Raw genomic sequence first — 14,530 nt, forward strand, 5'->3', positions numbered from 1 at the left:
TTGTACATAAACCATTTGAACGTTTGTATATGAAAAAAGAAGTCTATATTATTTCTGCTGTCCGCACCCCGATTGGAAGTTTTGGTGGCAGCTTAAAAGATTTTACCGCTACCAGGCTGGGTGCTATCGCTATTAAAGGAGCCCTTGAAAAAGCCGGTATCAGCCCGGAAAAAGTAAACGATGTATTGATGGGTTCGGTTATCCAGGCAAACCTGGGACAGGCGCCCGCCCGCCAGGCGGCCAAATTTGCCGGACTTCCCGACAATGTTAATTGTACTACCATCAATAAAGTTTGCGCCAGCGGAATGAAAGCTCTATCCCTGGCTGCCCAGAGTATTCTCCTGGGTGATGCCGATATCGTGGTGGCGGGCGGAATGGAAAGTATGAGCAATGTTCCGTTTTATGTGGAAAGTATGCGCTGGGGCAATAAATACGGGAACGCCAGCCTGATCGACGGTTTGGCTAAAGATGGCCTTACCGATGTCTATGACGGAATGGCCATGGGCAATGCTGCCGAGCTCTGCGCACGCGAATGTGGAGTAAGCCGCGAAGACCAGGATAATTTTGCTATTGACAGCTATCAGCGCAGCCAGACTGCCTGGAACGAGGGGAAGTTCAACAATGAGATTGTTCCTGTTCCCATTCCACAGAAAAAAGGCGAACCGGTTCTGTTTGCCAGGGATGAAGAGCCCTGGAATGTAAAATTTGATAAGATACCTGAATTAAGGCCTGCTTTTCAGAAAGATGGTACTGTTACGGCGGCCAATGCATCCACCATGAACGACGGTGCAGCAGCCCTGGTGCTGATGAGTAAGGAAAAAGCAGAAGAACTCGGACTGAAACCCATTGCAAAAATCCTTGCCTTTGCCGATGCAGAGCAGGCCCCTGAATGGTTCACTACCACACCTTCCCTGGCCGTTCCGAAGGCTGTAGAGAAAGCCGGACTGACCATGGAGGACATTAGCTATTGGGAACTCAATGAGGCTTTTGCGGTGGTAGGAATTGAAAACAGCCGCCGGATGAAACTCGACCCGGCCAGGGTTAACGTACATGGCGGGGCCGTATCCATCGGCCATCCGCTGGGTTGCAGTGGCGCCAGAATCATCGTTACACTGATCAATGTGTTGAAAGCAAACAATGCCCGTTATGGTGCAGCAGGTATTTGCAATGGTGGTGGTGGAGCTTCGGCCATGGTTATCGAAAATGTGAACTGACCAGGTTAGTACATAGAAATTTGCCCTCCGGTCGGGCAATAAACGGATCTGGCAGTGAGTTTAGGTGAAATGACCTGCAGCCCATAGGCTGTTGGCGCATGCGCTGCAATGAATGGTTAAATTTTTGCAGTAATTTCCCCGGTTTTGTCAAACAGCCTATCCATATATTTAACATTAACGTAAATTGACAAATAAAATATCCCATATGAAACGCATCCTGTTGCTTTCTTCTTTTGCAGTTTTGATCCTGAGTGCTTGCCAGAAAGATGTGGCAGAAGAAACCACTCCACCGCCCGGCACGGGAACGGTAAGTGCCGCCGATAAGGTTAAGGACACTTCCCTTATGATTGCGAGGGAAGCCTACCTCTGGTACAAACAAATACCTACGAGTTTCAATCCCCGTACTTATGCCGATCCCAATAAAATTATGCAGGCCATACGCCAGTATAGCAATGAACCGGGTTTTGCCGAACCTGTTGACAGGTGGAGCTTCGCGATGTTGCAGAAAGACTGGGATAATGCCAGCAGTGGCATCAGTGGCGACCTCGGTATTGGTATATTTTTCCGGTCCGCAACAGATCTCCGTGTAACCAATGTGGAACCCGAATCGGTTGCCGGAAAAGCGGGAGTGCAACGTACCTGGCGCATCACCAAGATCAATGGAAGTACGGATATCAACACCTCGGATGCCAGTATCAATTTTATTGTGAATGCTATTTATGGAGGCAATACGGCAACCATCACTTTCCTGAAACCGGATGGCACCAGCGTTGAACTGACGTTGGCCCCGGGTTCCTATCAGGAACAACCACTGGTGCTGGATACAGTTTATAAAAGCGGCGGAAAATCTATCGGCTACCTCGTGCTGAATTCCTTCCTGGGTGACCAGGACCAGATCAAGGCCGGGTTCGGAAATGCTTTCAATCATTTCACCGCAGAAGGTGTAACCGATATGATTGTTGACCTGAGATACAATGGCGGTGGTTATGTTTCCCTGCAACAGGAACTGGCCAATTACCTTGCCCCCAATACTGTCAGTGCCGGCACAGTGATGTACAAACAAACCTTTAACGATATACTTGCCCAATACAACAGTACTGTCAATTTCGCCAAAAAAGGTACACTTTCCCCTACCAAAATCGTGTTCATCATTTCCCAGAATACAGCATCTGCCAGTGAGGCGCTCATCAATATCATGAAGCCCCACCTGGAAGTAAAAACTGTAGGTCCCAGCGCTTCCAACGGTAAGCCCGTAGGTTATTTTGATATCCCAGTAGGAGAGTGGTATGTGTTCCCTGTTTCCCTGAGACTGGTAAACAGCCTGGGCCAGGGCAGCTATTTCGATGGTTTCATCCCTGACAAGCAGGTAATTGACGGACTCGATAAGCCCTGGGGAGACCTGACCGAAGATTGCCTGGCCAGCGCCATGAAATACCTGACCACCGGCGCTTTCAGGTTTGACAGCAGGGATGTCGAAAGATCATCACCTGAAGCACTTAACAGTTACAACAAAATGCAGAGCCATAAACTTAAAGTGATGGTTGAAGACAGGGTAAGGATTCCCGGTTTGAACTAAGCTGCACCTAATTAATATAAATAAAGCCCCCTGTCAGGGGGCTTTTTGCTTTTAAAGCCATCAATTTTTGCAGGTTTGCCCCCGAACCAATAAATTTGCCACTCCTAAAAAAGCAAATGAATGGCAAGATCAATCGCATTTAGAGAAGCGCTCCGCGAAGCAATGAATGAGGAATTCCGTCGCGATGAACGTGTTTTCCTGATGGGTGAAGAAGTGGCAGAATACAATGGCGCCTATAAAGTTAGCCAGGGTATGCTGGATGAATTCGGCGCCAAACGGGTGATTGACACTCCCATTTCAGAGCTTGGCTTTGCTGCAGTGGCAGTTGGGGCTGCGCAGAACGGACTTCGCCCTATTGTAGAATTCATGACCTGGAACTTCGCCGTACTGGCCCTCGACCAGATCCTGAATACAGCTTCCAAAATGCTTGCCATGAGCGGCGGACAGCTTTCCTGCCCGATTGTATTCCGCGGACCAAACGGATCAGCCGGCCAATTGGGTGCACAGCACTCCACCGCTTTCGAAAGTTATTATGCCAATATCCCGGGCCTCAAAGTGGTATCCCCCAGCAATGGATACGATGCCAAAGGCCTGCTGAAGCAAGCCATCCGTTATGAGGAAGACCCTGTTATCTTCATGGAAAGCGAGCAGATGTATGGTGAAAAATCTGAAGTTCCTGAAGAAGAATATTATATCCCGCTGGGAAAGGCTGATGTTAAAAAAGCCGGCAGCGATGTGACCATCGTTTCTTTCAATAAAATGATGAAAGTGGCACTTGGAGCTGCAGCTGAATTGGAAAAAGAAGGGGTGAACGCTGAAGTCATCGACTTGCGTTCCATCCGTCCGCTCGACTGGATGACCATACTTGAAAGCGTAAAGAAAACTAACCGACTGGTGATCGTGGAAGAACAATGGCCATTTGCATCCATCTCTTCCGAGATATCTTACCGTATCCAGAAAGAGGGCTTCGATTATCTTGATGCACCAATCCGCCGTATAACAGCTGCCGACGCTCCCTTGCACTACGCTCCAAACCTGGTTGCTGCAGCATTACCGGATGTAAGCCGTACCGTAAAACTGGTGAAAGAAGTTATGTACATGAAAAAATAAACCGGAGCATTCCCAATAAAAAAAGCGCCCTGTATTATTACCGGGCGCTTTTTTATTGAGCCGTCTGTTATTCAGCTATTGGCCAGTTTCAGCATACTGCCAATCGTTAATAAGAAACAATAACTATAAGCCATCAGCACACCTGCCAGTACCACCAATTTGGTGGTCAGTTGCCATACACTTACTTCGTGGGTTGCTTTATAGGGATGTTTTAAGGTACTCATAGGTGGATATTTTAATGATCATTCAATAGGATAATCCAAAAGTACAATCCCATTTGCCACCTGTCAAGCCAATTTCTACCCGATTTTTTATCGTACATCTACGAAAGCCATCCCTCACCATTTTACAGGCTGGTCCCACTCAAACCTCCGCTAAGGGGTAACCACAGCCAACAGCCTGTGCGGGAACCATGGCTACAGGTCTGTCCTCCCGGTGCAGTAACTATATGGATATCCTGCGCAGACATAAATCCCGGCATCACCATTAATTCCCCCCGGTATCAAAACATCCCCGACTTCCATTTCGGTTATAGATCTGCGTTTGGTCAATCGTTTCTCCACTGATAGTCTGCCAGCAACATATTCGGCACACTACTTCAGGTTTTCCACGCCAGGTGGAATATCAAAACTGCACCCGTTTAGTTTCACCTGTGAAAAGACGGGGCAGTTCAATATCTTTAATGACGGCCGAACTTTGCCATTGCTTTAAAAATGGCAAAATAATTGCCAGTACCATGGCTAATAGCATTAATCGGTAATTTTGATTTATTACAAAACATCATAAATCCCGCACATGTCACATATCCTTATCATCGACGACGAAAGAGCCATCAGGAAAACGCTGGGAGAAATATTATCCTATGAAGGATATAAAATTGAAGAAGCCTCAGACGGGGAGGAGGGCCTCAGGAAGTTTAAGGAGCGGGCCTGGGATGTGGTACTCTGCGATATAAAAATGCCGAAACTTGACGGCATAGAATTCCTTGAAAAAGCCAGGGAGGCCAATCCGGATGTACCCATTATAATGATATCGGGACATGGTACTATTGAAACAGCGGTAGAAGCTGTTAAAAAAGGTGCATTCGATTATATTTCCAAACCGCCCGATCTAAACCGTTTGCTGATCACCCTGCGCAATGCAATGGATAAGACCTCGCTGGTTACCGAAACGAAAGTGCTGAAAAGGAAAGTAAGCAAGGTTCAGGAAATGATAGGTGAATCACCTGCCATCCAGCGAATTAAGGACACTATTGAAAAAGTGGCTCCAACGGATGCGAGGGTGCTGATCACCGGCGAGAACGGTGTAGGAAAGGAACTGGTGGCCAGGTGGCTGCATGAAAAAAGCAACCGTGCTGGTGGTCCCCTGGTAGAAGTGAACTGCGCTGCAATACCGGGAGAACTCATTGAAAGTGAACTGTTCGGTCATGAAAAGGGCTCGTTTACATCGGCTATCAAGCAGCGTATCGGCAAATTTGAACAGGCAAGCGGTGGCACATTATTCCTGGATGAAATCGGAGATATGAGCCTCAGCGCACAGGCTAAAGTATTGCGCGCCCTCCAGGAAGGAAAGATCACAAGGGTAGGTGGTGATAAAGAGATATCCGTTGACGTTAGGGTGGTGGCCGCTACCAATAAAGACCTGCTGAAGGAAGTGGAAGAAAGAAACTTCAGGCTCGATCTCTATCACCGCCTGAGTGTGATCCTGATACATGTGCCATCATTGAACGACAGGAGAGATGATATTCCCTTACTGGTTGACAAATTCCTGGAAAACATCTGCGCTGATTACGGCATTGCCAAAAAGGAAATCGAAAAAGAAGCTATGGAGGTGCTGAAACAATATAACTGGACCGGAAATATCCGCGAGCTCAGGAATGTGGTTGAAAGGTTGGTTATCCTGTCGGGTAAAACCATTGTAAAAGACGATGTGGTCAATAATGTGGTTCCGCGCAACTGATATTCAATTCATTTTTGCAAAACCGATCATTTCAGCCAGGGATTTGAGACATTTCACTGAACCTGGCAGGTGGGAAGTTTTGTCAGCAAATGCCGGACCGGATACTACGATTTTTACACCTGTTATTTTTTCGGCCAGGCATTGCAGGTAGTCAGACAGTTCTCCGTTACAGAGATGGGTGATCAGGTGAAAATACAGGTGTGTCGGTTTCCTGTAAGTGCAGTAATGGGATAATGTTTCAATTGCCACTTCACTGCCCATATAAACAATATGACTACCCTGTTTTTTTAACAGGTAATGCATGTATAATATGGGTATCTCGTGTGCTTCACCGACTGGGGTAAATATCAGGACAGTCCGGCCCTTAACAGCAGCAGTTTTTTCCAGGCCATCAATGGCAACAATGATTTTTTTCCGAATCAGGTTGCAGGCAAAATGTTCCTGGGCCGGAACCACCTTATCGGTTAGCCACATCATACCCAGTTTTTCAAGAAAGGGATAAATCACATCCACCACACATTTTTCAAACCCCAGGTGTAGTACCATCAGGTTCAGGATTTTTTCAAAATGTGCCTGGTCAAATGCCTGCGCAGCTTCCATCAGTTGGTTAACAAACTGCTCATGCAGGCATTTAAGTTTTACAGATGCCGCCAGGGACAGCATTTCAGACTCCTGCATGCAGGCCAGCCTGGATATTTTATGCCCCCCTTTGTAAAGAAGGCTGATCCTGAGTAAATTCCGCAGGTCGTCATCATCATAAAACCGATGACCGCTTTCTTTGCGTTTGGCACGGCATACCTGGTAACGCTGTTCCCAGACCCTTAGCGTATGCGCCTTGATACCTGTCAGGTTTTCAATATCACTTATGGTGAAATGGTTCATTTGACTTAGCGAATGTAATCCAGGAAGAACTACCTTAACAAATTCTTTGTAATTGCACCTGTCATATTTTGAACAATTAAGTTACAAATACGCTGAATAAACACCATTTTTGATGCAGAATGGTATTTTTGCCCGAATTTAAAATTCGCTGAATGACAACGAATCAAATCCTGATCTTATCTCTGATTTCTATTTTATTGGTTATCCTGCCTGCTTTTGGACTTTCAAAGATGTTTCAGAAAGTGAGTGTTCCGGCCTGGAAAGCATATATTCCATTTTATAACACCTGGGTTATGCTGGATGTTGCCAAAAGACCCAAACACTGGTTTTTCTGGCAGTTTATCCCTGTTGCAGGCTGGTTTGTGACGATGGGTATTTTTATTGAATGGATCAAGTGCTTCGGAAAATTCAGCTTCTGGGAGCACGCACTCACCTGCCTGCTGCCTTTTATTTATTTTCCTTATGTGGGAATGGACAAAAACACCCGTTTTATTGGTCCGGAAGGCGTGAGGCATTACCAGAAATCAACCATTCGCGAGTGGGTGGATGCGGGCATATTCGCGGTTGTTGCAGCTACATTGATCCGAACCTTCATTTTTGAAGCCTATACCATTCCGACCGGATCCATGGAAAAAACACTGCTGATTAATGACTTCCTGTTTGTCAGCAAAATCAGTTACGGCCCAAGGATTCCCAACACCCCGCTGGCCATTCCATTCATGCACCATACCATACCCGGCACTTCGTCCAGGTCCTATAGTGAAATCATTAAACTGCCCTACAGCCGCTGGTTTGAAAGCCCGGTTAAAAGGAACGATGTGGTGGTTTTCAACTTCCCCACCGGTGATACTGTTATCAACAGGCCCGAGTTTCAATCAGCAGATCCCTATTATGATGTTGCCAGGAGACTGGGCAACGGAAACCTGGATGCCGGCAGGCAGATGATCCTGGGTGACCCCGATACCTATCCGCTCGTGATCAGGCCGGTTGATAAAAGGGAGAACTATATCAAAAGATGTGTGGCCATCGCCGGCGACACACTTGAAATAAGGGATGGCAGGGTTTATATCAATGGAGAAGCGGGATATGTACCCCCATTTTCCCAGATCAGTTATGAAGTGGAAACCTCGGGGCAGCCTCTCAATGCCGATGTAATGAAGGAGGACTACCACATTGATATAGAAAACCCTGAAGAAATTGCAGTGCTCAGTGGTAATAAATATATTATGCTGCTAACAGCAGACGCAGCTGAAAAAATGAAAACATCGGGACTCGCAAAAAGTATTACGCCGCAGTTGATCAAACCAGAACAGGTTGACCCAAGGTTGTGGGGCCAGGTCTGCTACCCCTACGACACCATGCACAAATGGACCATTGACGAATTCGGCCCTATATGGATTCCTGCAAAAGGCGCTACCCTGACACTGACTCCACAGAATTACACGCTCTATGAAAGGGCCATCAGGGTGTACGAAGGCAATACCCTCGAACAACAAAACGGGCAGTTCATCATCAACGGACAGCCATCCAGCCAGTATACCTTTAAAATGAATTATTACTGGATGATGGGAGATAACCGACATGGTTCCCAGGACAGCCGCTTCTGGGGTTTTGTGCCCGAAGACCATATCGTGGGCGAAGCATGGATCATCTGGATGAGTGTCAATAATGGTATCCGCTGGAACCGGTTGTTCAGGAGCATAAAATAATGTACCTTCTGCTTCAGCTAAATCCTATGTGTAATGACCAGGAACAAATATGAATTTGAATACGAGGAATATGATTCAATAGATGAATTAACTGAAGAAGATGCCTGGCTTTTGAACGAAGCGAGGGAAGTAACCGTACAGGCCTATGCACCTTACTCCAATTTTCATGTTGGCGCCGTTGCCAAACTGACCAATGGTGAAATCCTGGCAGGCTCCAACCAGGAGAATGCTTCCTTTCCCGTAGGATTATGCGCGGAAAGGGTTTTACTGGCATCCATCTCCTCCTTGTTCCCGAATATTCCGGTTGAAACGATTGCCATCAGTTACAGAAGTTCACTGGTAGAAAGCGACCATCCCATCTCACCCTGCGGTATCTGCAGGCAGTCACTACAGGAATATGAAGACAGGATGAAACACCCGATCCGGCTGATCCTTGGCGGAATGACAGGCAAGGTATACATCATCCCAAGGGCAAGCATGTTGTTGCCACTTAGTTTTACAGGCGGGGATCTCGGTGGATTTTAACCGATCTTATGACCGTTGGCAACGGGACGCTCAGGTTGCAATAAAACCACCTCATTATTTTCGTTGTAGATGCCCAGCACGAGACATTCACTCATGAAATCCGCGATTTGTTTGGGGGGAAAATTTACCACGGCGATCACCTGCCGCCCCACCAGCTCTGCAGGCTCGTACAGACTTGTGATCTGCGCCGATGAACGGCGTATGCCCATACTACCGAAATCAATGGTTAACCGGTAGGCCGGTTTCCGGGCTTTGGCAAAAACCGTGGCCTCTGTAATAGTTCCCACCCGCATATCAACTTTTTCAAAGTCGTTCCAACTGATCATTTTTTTATTTCGAATTTACAATACCACATGTTGAATTCACCCAAATATTATTACAATGATATGATGCTATGATGTAAATTCAATACTCATTAATAATCAACCAAACCGATTCTAATTATGCCTCGTTCAGATGCTTCACGCAGAAAATTCATCCGGAATTCGACTGTAGCTGCCGCGGGATTTTTTATTGTTCCCCGGCATGTTTTAGGAAAGGGCCATATCGCGCCGAGTGACACCCTCAATGTGGCTGGAATTGGAGTAGGCGGTAAAGGACAGGGCGACCTTGCCGAGTTCTTCAAAACCAAAAAAGTCAACATTGTTGCGCTTTGCGATGTAGATGACAGGGCCGCAGCCAAAGCCAGGCAAGCCTATCCGAAAGCACCATATTATGCCGACTTCCGGGAAATGCTGGCAAAGGAGAAAAATAATATTGACGCAGTATCCATTTCCACCCCCGACCATACACATGCCAATGCCACCCTTGCGGCCATGCAACTCGGCAAACATGTGTACACGCAGAAACCATTGACACATGATATCTATGAAGCAAGGTTACTAACGGAAGCGGCTAAACGCCATAAAGTGGTAACCCAGATGGGTAACCAGGGAGGCAGCGGAGAGGGCGTCAGAAGGGCCAAGGAACTTATCGACGCAGGCCTGATCGGTGAAGTACACACTGTGCATGCCTGGACCAACCGGCCGGTATGGCCGCAGGGTATACCCACACCTTCCGGCAATCACCCCATCCCAAAGGAACTGAACTGGGACCTCTGGCTGGGACCTGCCCAGCACATCGATTACAATCCTGCCTACCTGCCTTTTAACTGGCGTGGATGGTGGGCATTCGGTACCGGTGCCCTTGGCGATATGGCCTGCCATATCCTTGACCCTGCTTTCAGGATCCTGCCAATTGATTATCCAAGCTCGGTGGAATGCAGTGTGGCCAATATCTGGAAAGACATGTGGGTGGAAGGAAATTATTCCGATGGATGTCCGCCTTCATCTATCATACACCTCACATATCCACGTACCGACGGCAAGGGCAATATCAAAATATCCTGGCATGATGGCGGCCTGCTGCCCAACCGTCCGGATGAACTGTTGCCGGAAGAAGCATTTGGCAACTGGGATGGTGGCATCCTTTTCGTCGGCGACAAAGGCAAATTACTGGCCGATTGTTACGGCGAAAATCCTCGTCTACTCCCAACTGTAAAAATGAAGGAGCAACTTCCCGCACCAACACTGCCACGTGTTCCTGAAGGACACTATGCACAATGGGTGAACGCCTGTATCGCAGGTTATGGGAAAGCGGTTACCAGTTCGCCATTTGAATATGCAGGACCATTTACCGAAAGTATCCTTATCGGAAACCTGGCCATCAGGAGCTGGATGCTGAAAAACCCCAACCTTAAAGGATGGGGAGATAAATACCTTGGCAGAAAGACCCTTCTCTGGGATGCCAAAAACATGCGGATTACAAACTTCGAAGAAGCCAACCAGTATGTGAAAAGGGAAAGAAGGAAGGGCTGGGAGCTTTAACAATACGGAAGGTAGATTTTGAATAAAATCTACCTTCTTTTTTCTCACTCCTCACCAAGTAAAGCAGACAACTGCATCAGCTCCTCAAACTTGTACAACTGCTTGTCGTCTTCGAAACATTTGGCGAATTCCTCCAGCAGCAGTTGAATGATGCGCAGATTGGAATAAGGCCTGAAAAAAGATGCCGTTGCAGGTACTGAGATACGTCTGAAATAGGTTTCAACATCTTTCTGGGTAAATACCTGCCCGCTCATGGGGTCAATATAAAACTGGATCAGGCTTGACGGGTTGGATGGCAGTTGTTCCCACTGCCCGGGTTCGACGTCAAAATACGCCAGGATAAATTGCCTGGGGATGGGAATCGCCCGAATGGGTATATCCAGCAAATCAGCCAGGATAAGGTAAAGAATACCATTACTGATCGAATTGCCATTTTTGGATTCCAGCACTTTGTTCAGCAGGAAGCCATTTGGTTCGCCGTAATTAATCTCGGTTCCCTTTAGGTTATAATAATTATAAAGGATGGTAGTCAGTACATTGGTTTGTTCCAATGGGGTCAGGTAACTGTTCAGTTCCAGCCAGATATTGCGCCTCATTTTTTCTATATCCTGCAAAACCTGGCTGAGATCCAGGTCGGGATACTGAAATTTTGCCACCAGCAGGGCGCCCCCCAGCAAGTCGGGTTCAGGCATTTTTTTCCACCGGTTGAATTCCTGGGTAAGATCACAGTAATGAAGCCGGTGAATCAGCAACTCAATCCTTTCCTGGACACTTTCATCGGGAGTTGTTTCCCACAAATGCTCCAGGTTGGGGATGATATTGGCTCCCATGGAAATGATTTTGTCACTCACGGTTGAAAACACTTCCGCATCGGGGTCATCGATGAGATGAAAAAGGGCAGATATTTCACGGGTTTCTTCCATTCACACGGGCTTAGTGGATCACTTTCCAAATAATGACGTTCTGATCTCATTATTTATTGTTAGTGATCTGCCAATAAATTTCGTGTGTGGCCCAATACCCCGGTTGGATAGTTTTCCACACGCGTGGATAAGGCCATCCCGGGCTATTTCTTTTTAGCCGCTTTTTTAGCCGGGGCTTTTTTAGTTGCCGCTTTTTTTGGAGCGGCTTTTTTAGCCGCGGGCTTCGCCTTCTTTTCAAAAGCTCCCGGAATTTCCGCTTCGATCATTTTCTTTACTTCTTCCACGGTAATAGCTCCCAGGTCGGCTTCCGAATATTTGCTGCCGTCGGCTTTTTTACCCAGTTTCAGCATTTTTTTGCCAAACCGGATAAAAGGTCCCCATCGGCCATTTTCCAGTGCAATCTTATCAGCAGGCCATTGCCTGATAAAACGGTTGGCTTCTTTTTCCAGTTTTTTAGCGATCAGTTCTTCACAGTCCTTCTGGGATAAACTGTCGAAATTATAGGCCCTTGGGATATTAATGTAGAGATCATTCCATTTGATAAACGGACCGAAGCGCCCTTTGCCTTTGGTAACCGGTAATCCCTCATAGGTAGCAATTGGTGCATCGGCCAGCTTTTTCCCGCTGATCAGCGCAACCGCACGATCCAGGTCCACCGTCATTGGGTCTTCACCTTTTGGAATGGATACAAACTCCTCGCCCCATTTAACATAGGGGCCAAATCTGCCCACGTTCACCGATACCTCCTGGCCTTCATATTCACCTATGGTTAAGGGAAGTTTGAAAAGATCCATGGCTTCATCGTAGGTGATGGTCTCAATGCTCTGGCCTGATTTCAACTTGGCAAACCTTGGTTTTTCCTCTTCCGCTGCGTCACCGATCTGCACCATCGGGCCATACCTGCCCATCCGGGCTACCACTTTCCTGCCACTGGCCGGATCACTTCCCAGTTCCCTTTCTCCCTTGATCCTTTCCGCCGTTTCGATGGTCTTGTCCACATCCTTCTTGAAGGGATTGTAAAACTCATCTATCATCTTATGCCATTGGCGCTTTCCCCGGGCAACTTCGTCAAATTCTTCCTCTATTTTGGCAGTGAAGCCATAGTCCATTACATCATTGAAATACTGCGACAGGAAATCTGTCACCACCAATCCCAGGTCTGTAGGGAACAACTTGGCTTTTTCAGTTCCCGTGGTTTCCTGCGACATTTCCTTTGAAATCCTGTCAGCAACGAGTTTCAGGATCCTGAAATCACGTCTTATCCCTTCCTTATCGCGTTTTTCCACATAACCTCTTTTCAGAATGGTGGTAATGGTGGGGGCGTATGTTGAAGGGCGGCCGATGCCCAGTTCTTCCAGCTTTTTAACCAGGGATGCTTCCGTATAACGCGGCGCCGGTCGGTTGAAACGCTCAGTAGCGCTCATTTCCTTCAACGGCAGCTCCTGCTTTACCTGTAAAGGGGGGAGCATGCTTTCATTGCCATCCTCTTCAGTCAGGTCTTCTTCATCACGATCCTCCATATATACTTTCAGGAACCCGTCAAATTTCAACACTTCGCCACTGGCAGTCAATTCCTCCTTATTGGTGGAAATGCTGATTTTAGCAATGGTCTTTTCCAGTTCGGCATCAGCCATCTGTGAGGCCATGGTGCGCTTCCAGATCAGTTCATACAGCCTTTTGGTTTCCGGATCATCCACCGAGGTGGTTTCCATATAGGTAGGCCTGATGGCCTCGTGCGCTTCCTGGGCTGATTCGTTGCGGTTCTTGTATTTACGTGGCTGGAAATAGCGGTTACCAAACTGGGCAGTCACCTGCTGGCGAATGCTGTCCATGGCAGTTTCACTCAGGTTAACGCTGTCCGTACGCATATAGGTAATCTGACCGCTTTCATACAGTTTCTGCGCAATCAGCATGGTCTTACTTACCGAATAGCCGAGTTTTCGGCTGGCTTCCTGCTGAAGGGTGGATGTGGTAAATGGTGCCGCCGGTGATTTCCGGCCAGGTTTTACCTGGATATCAGCAACCGTATAATCTGCACCCACACAGGATTCTAGGAATTTTTCCGCACCTTCCTGGTTGTTGTATTTCTGTCCTTCAGCCTTAAAGTTTACGGGTTTGTGGTTCAGGTCCTTTGCAGTGAACCAGGCATCGATCCTGAAATGGCTCTGGCTTTTGAAATGGTTGATCTCCCTCTCGCGCTCTGCGATCAATCGTACCGCCACACTCTGAACCCTGCCGGCACTGAGAGAAGTTCCCATGCTCATTTTCCGCCATAAAACAGGGCTGAGCTCAAAACCTACGATCCTGTCCAGTACCCGGCGGGCCTGCTGGGCATTCACCAGGTCCATATTCACGGTGCGTGGCTGTTGTACCGCTTTCTGGATGGCTGGTTTGGTAATTTCATGGAAAACGATCCGTTTGGTGGTGTAAGGGTCTAGTCCGAGTACTTCGCAAAGGTGCCAGCTGATGGCTTCTCCTTCACGGTCCTCATCCGTTGCCAGCCACACTTCTTCGCTCTTTTTTGCCAGCTGCTTCAGTTCCCTTACCACTTTCTCCTTCTCGTCCGGAACAATATAACGGGGTTTGTAATGATTATTTATATCAATGCCCATTTCGCCTTTTTCCAGGTCGCGGATATGTCCATAACAACTCTTCACCTCAAAATCCTTACCCAGGATCTTTTCGATGGTTTTGGCTTTCGCCGGCGACTCCACTATCAATAAATTCTTAGCCATGTAACAAAAATCGTTTAATTAATTGGTCCGGA

General features: G+C 47.4%; 12 protein-coding genes. 7 read left to right on the plus strand and 5 right to left on the minus strand.

The window, feature by feature from the left end; translation table 11 throughout:
- The first annotated feature begins 29 nt into the window (after nucleotides 1–29).
- From BC349_RS00345 to BC349_RS00355, 3 genes are all read left to right on the plus strand, one after another.
- Entirely contained in the window at nucleotides 30–1,214 is a 1,185-nt protein-coding gene (locus BC349_RS00345; RefSeq protein ID WP_187254761.1) for an acetyl-CoA C-acyltransferase, read from the plus strand.
- 205 nt (nucleotides 1,215–1,419) lie between these two features.
- Nucleotides 1,420–2,790, plus strand: coding sequence for a S41 family peptidase (locus BC349_RS00350; RefSeq protein WP_187254762.1), 1,371 nt, complete (start codon nucleotides 1,420–1,422; stop codon nucleotides 2,788–2,790).
- A gap of 120 nt (nucleotides 2,791–2,910) precedes the next feature.
- Nucleotides 2,911–3,900 carry a pyruvate dehydrogenase complex E1 component subunit beta gene (locus BC349_RS00355; RefSeq protein WP_187254763.1) on the plus strand — a complete coding sequence of 330 codons (990 nt, stop codon included), beginning with the start codon at nucleotides 2,911–2,913 and terminating at the stop codon, nucleotides 3,898–3,900.
- A 71-nt stretch (nucleotides 3,901–3,971) separates the two neighbouring features.
- On the opposite strand, the gene BC349_RS00360 is transcribed toward BC349_RS00355, so the two are convergent.
- The gene (locus BC349_RS00360) at nucleotides 3,972–4,124 is read right to left on the minus strand and encodes a hypothetical protein (protein WP_187254764.1); all 153 of its coding nucleotides are present in this window, start codon (nucleotides 4,122–4,124) and stop codon (nucleotides 3,972–3,974) included.
- Nucleotides 4,125–4,695: 571 nt separating this feature from the next.
- Here BC349_RS00360 and BC349_RS00365 point away from each other — a divergent pair.
- The gene (locus BC349_RS00365; RefSeq protein WP_187254765.1) at nucleotides 4,696–5,859 is read left to right on the plus strand and encodes a sigma-54-dependent transcriptional regulator; all 1,164 of its coding nucleotides are present in this window, start codon (nucleotides 4,696–4,698) and stop codon (nucleotides 5,857–5,859) included.
- 3 nt (nucleotides 5,860–5,862) lie between these two features.
- Here the strand turns inward: BC349_RS00365 and BC349_RS00370 are convergent, their stop codons facing one another.
- Nucleotides 5,863–6,741, minus strand: coding sequence for a MerR family transcriptional regulator (locus BC349_RS00370; RefSeq protein ID WP_187254766.1), 879 nt, complete (start codon nucleotides 6,739–6,741; stop codon nucleotides 5,863–5,865).
- A 152-nt stretch (nucleotides 6,742–6,893) separates the two neighbouring features.
- Here BC349_RS00370 and BC349_RS00375 point away from each other — a divergent pair, with 152 nt between their 5' ends.
- Both BC349_RS00375 and BC349_RS00380 read left to right on the plus strand, forming a co-directional pair.
- Nucleotides 6,894–8,450 carry a S26 family signal peptidase gene (locus tag BC349_RS00375; protein ID WP_187254767.1) on the plus strand — a complete coding sequence of 519 codons (1,557 nt, stop codon included), beginning with the start codon at nucleotides 6,894–6,896 and terminating at the stop codon, nucleotides 8,448–8,450.
- A gap of 33 nt (nucleotides 8,451–8,483) precedes the next feature.
- Nucleotides 8,484–8,975: a cytidine deaminase gene (locus tag BC349_RS00380; protein WP_187254768.1), complete on the plus strand. Its 492-nt coding sequence runs from the start codon at nucleotides 8,484–8,486 to the stop codon at nucleotides 8,973–8,975.
- On the opposite strand, the gene BC349_RS00385 is transcribed toward BC349_RS00380, so the two are convergent.
- Nucleotides 8,972–9,301: a tRNA-binding protein gene (locus BC349_RS00385; RefSeq protein WP_187254769.1), complete on the minus strand. Its 330-nt coding sequence runs from the start codon at nucleotides 9,299–9,301 to the stop codon at nucleotides 8,972–8,974. The genes BC349_RS00380 and BC349_RS00385 overlap by 4 nt on opposite strands.
- A 117-nt stretch (nucleotides 9,302–9,418) precedes the next feature.
- Here BC349_RS00385 and BC349_RS00390 point away from each other — a divergent pair, with 117 nt between their 5' ends.
- Nucleotides 9,419–10,840, plus strand: coding sequence for a Gfo/Idh/MocA family protein (locus BC349_RS00390; RefSeq protein WP_187254770.1), 1,422 nt, complete (start codon nucleotides 9,419–9,421; stop codon nucleotides 10,838–10,840).
- A gap of 44 nt (nucleotides 10,841–10,884) precedes the next feature.
- Here the strand turns inward: BC349_RS00390 and BC349_RS00395 are convergent, their stop codons facing one another.
- Nucleotides 10,885–11,763 (minus strand): transglutaminase family protein, encoded by an 879-nt coding sequence (locus tag BC349_RS00395; RefSeq protein ID WP_187254771.1) that lies wholly within the window; start codon nucleotides 11,761–11,763, stop codon nucleotides 10,885–10,887.
- A 143-nt stretch (nucleotides 11,764–11,906) separates the two neighbouring features.
- Nucleotides 11,907–14,498: a type I DNA topoisomerase gene (gene topA / locus BC349_RS00400; RefSeq protein WP_187254772.1), complete on the minus strand. Its 2,592-nt coding sequence runs from the start codon at nucleotides 14,496–14,498 to the stop codon at nucleotides 11,907–11,909.
- Nucleotides 14,499–14,530: the final 32 nt, after the last annotated feature.

The organism is Flavihumibacter stibioxidans, from assembly GCF_014332695.1.
Lineage (GTDB): Bacteria > Bacteroidota > Bacteroidia > Chitinophagales > Chitinophagaceae > Flavihumibacter > Flavihumibacter stibioxidans.

Bases quoted from the DNA above. Each gene is read 5' to 3' on its own strand.
- BC349_RS00345 (WP_187254761.1), top strand. From the start codon at position 30: ATGAAAAAAGAAGTCTATATTATTTCTGCTGTCCGCACCCCGATTGGA.
- BC349_RS00350 (WP_187254762.1), top strand. From the start codon at position 1,420: ATGAAACGCATCCTGTTGCTTTCTTCTTTTGCAGTTTTGATCCTGAGT.
- BC349_RS00355 (WP_187254763.1), top strand. From the start codon at position 2,911: ATGGCAAGATCAATCGCATTTAGAGAAGCGCTCCGCGAAGCAATGAAT.
- BC349_RS00360 (WP_187254764.1), bottom strand. From the start codon at position 4,124: ATGAGTACCTTAAAACATCCCTATAAAGCAACCCACGAAGTAAGTGTA.
- BC349_RS00365 (WP_187254765.1), top strand. From the start codon at position 4,696: ATGTCACATATCCTTATCATCGACGACGAAAGAGCCATCAGGAAAACG.
- BC349_RS00370 (WP_187254766.1), bottom strand. From the start codon at position 6,741: ATGAACCATTTCACCATAAGTGATATTGAAAACCTGACAGGTATCAAG.
- BC349_RS00375 (WP_187254767.1), top strand. From the start codon at position 6,894: ATGACAACGAATCAAATCCTGATCTTATCTCTGATTTCTATTTTATTG.
- BC349_RS00380 (WP_187254768.1), top strand. From the start codon at position 8,484: ATGACCAGGAACAAATATGAATTTGAATACGAGGAATATGATTCAATA.
- BC349_RS00385 (WP_187254769.1), bottom strand. From the start codon at position 9,301: ATGATCAGTTGGAACGACTTTGAAAAAGTTGATATGCGGGTGGGAACT.
- BC349_RS00390 (WP_187254770.1), top strand. From the start codon at position 9,419: ATGCCTCGTTCAGATGCTTCACGCAGAAAATTCATCCGGAATTCGACT.
- BC349_RS00395 (WP_187254771.1), bottom strand. From the start codon at position 11,763: ATGGAAGAAACCCGTGAAATATCTGCCCTTTTTCATCTCATCGATGAC.
- topA (WP_187254772.1), bottom strand. From the start codon at position 14,498: ATGGCTAAGAATTTATTGATAGTGGAGTCGCCGGCGAAAGCCAAAACC.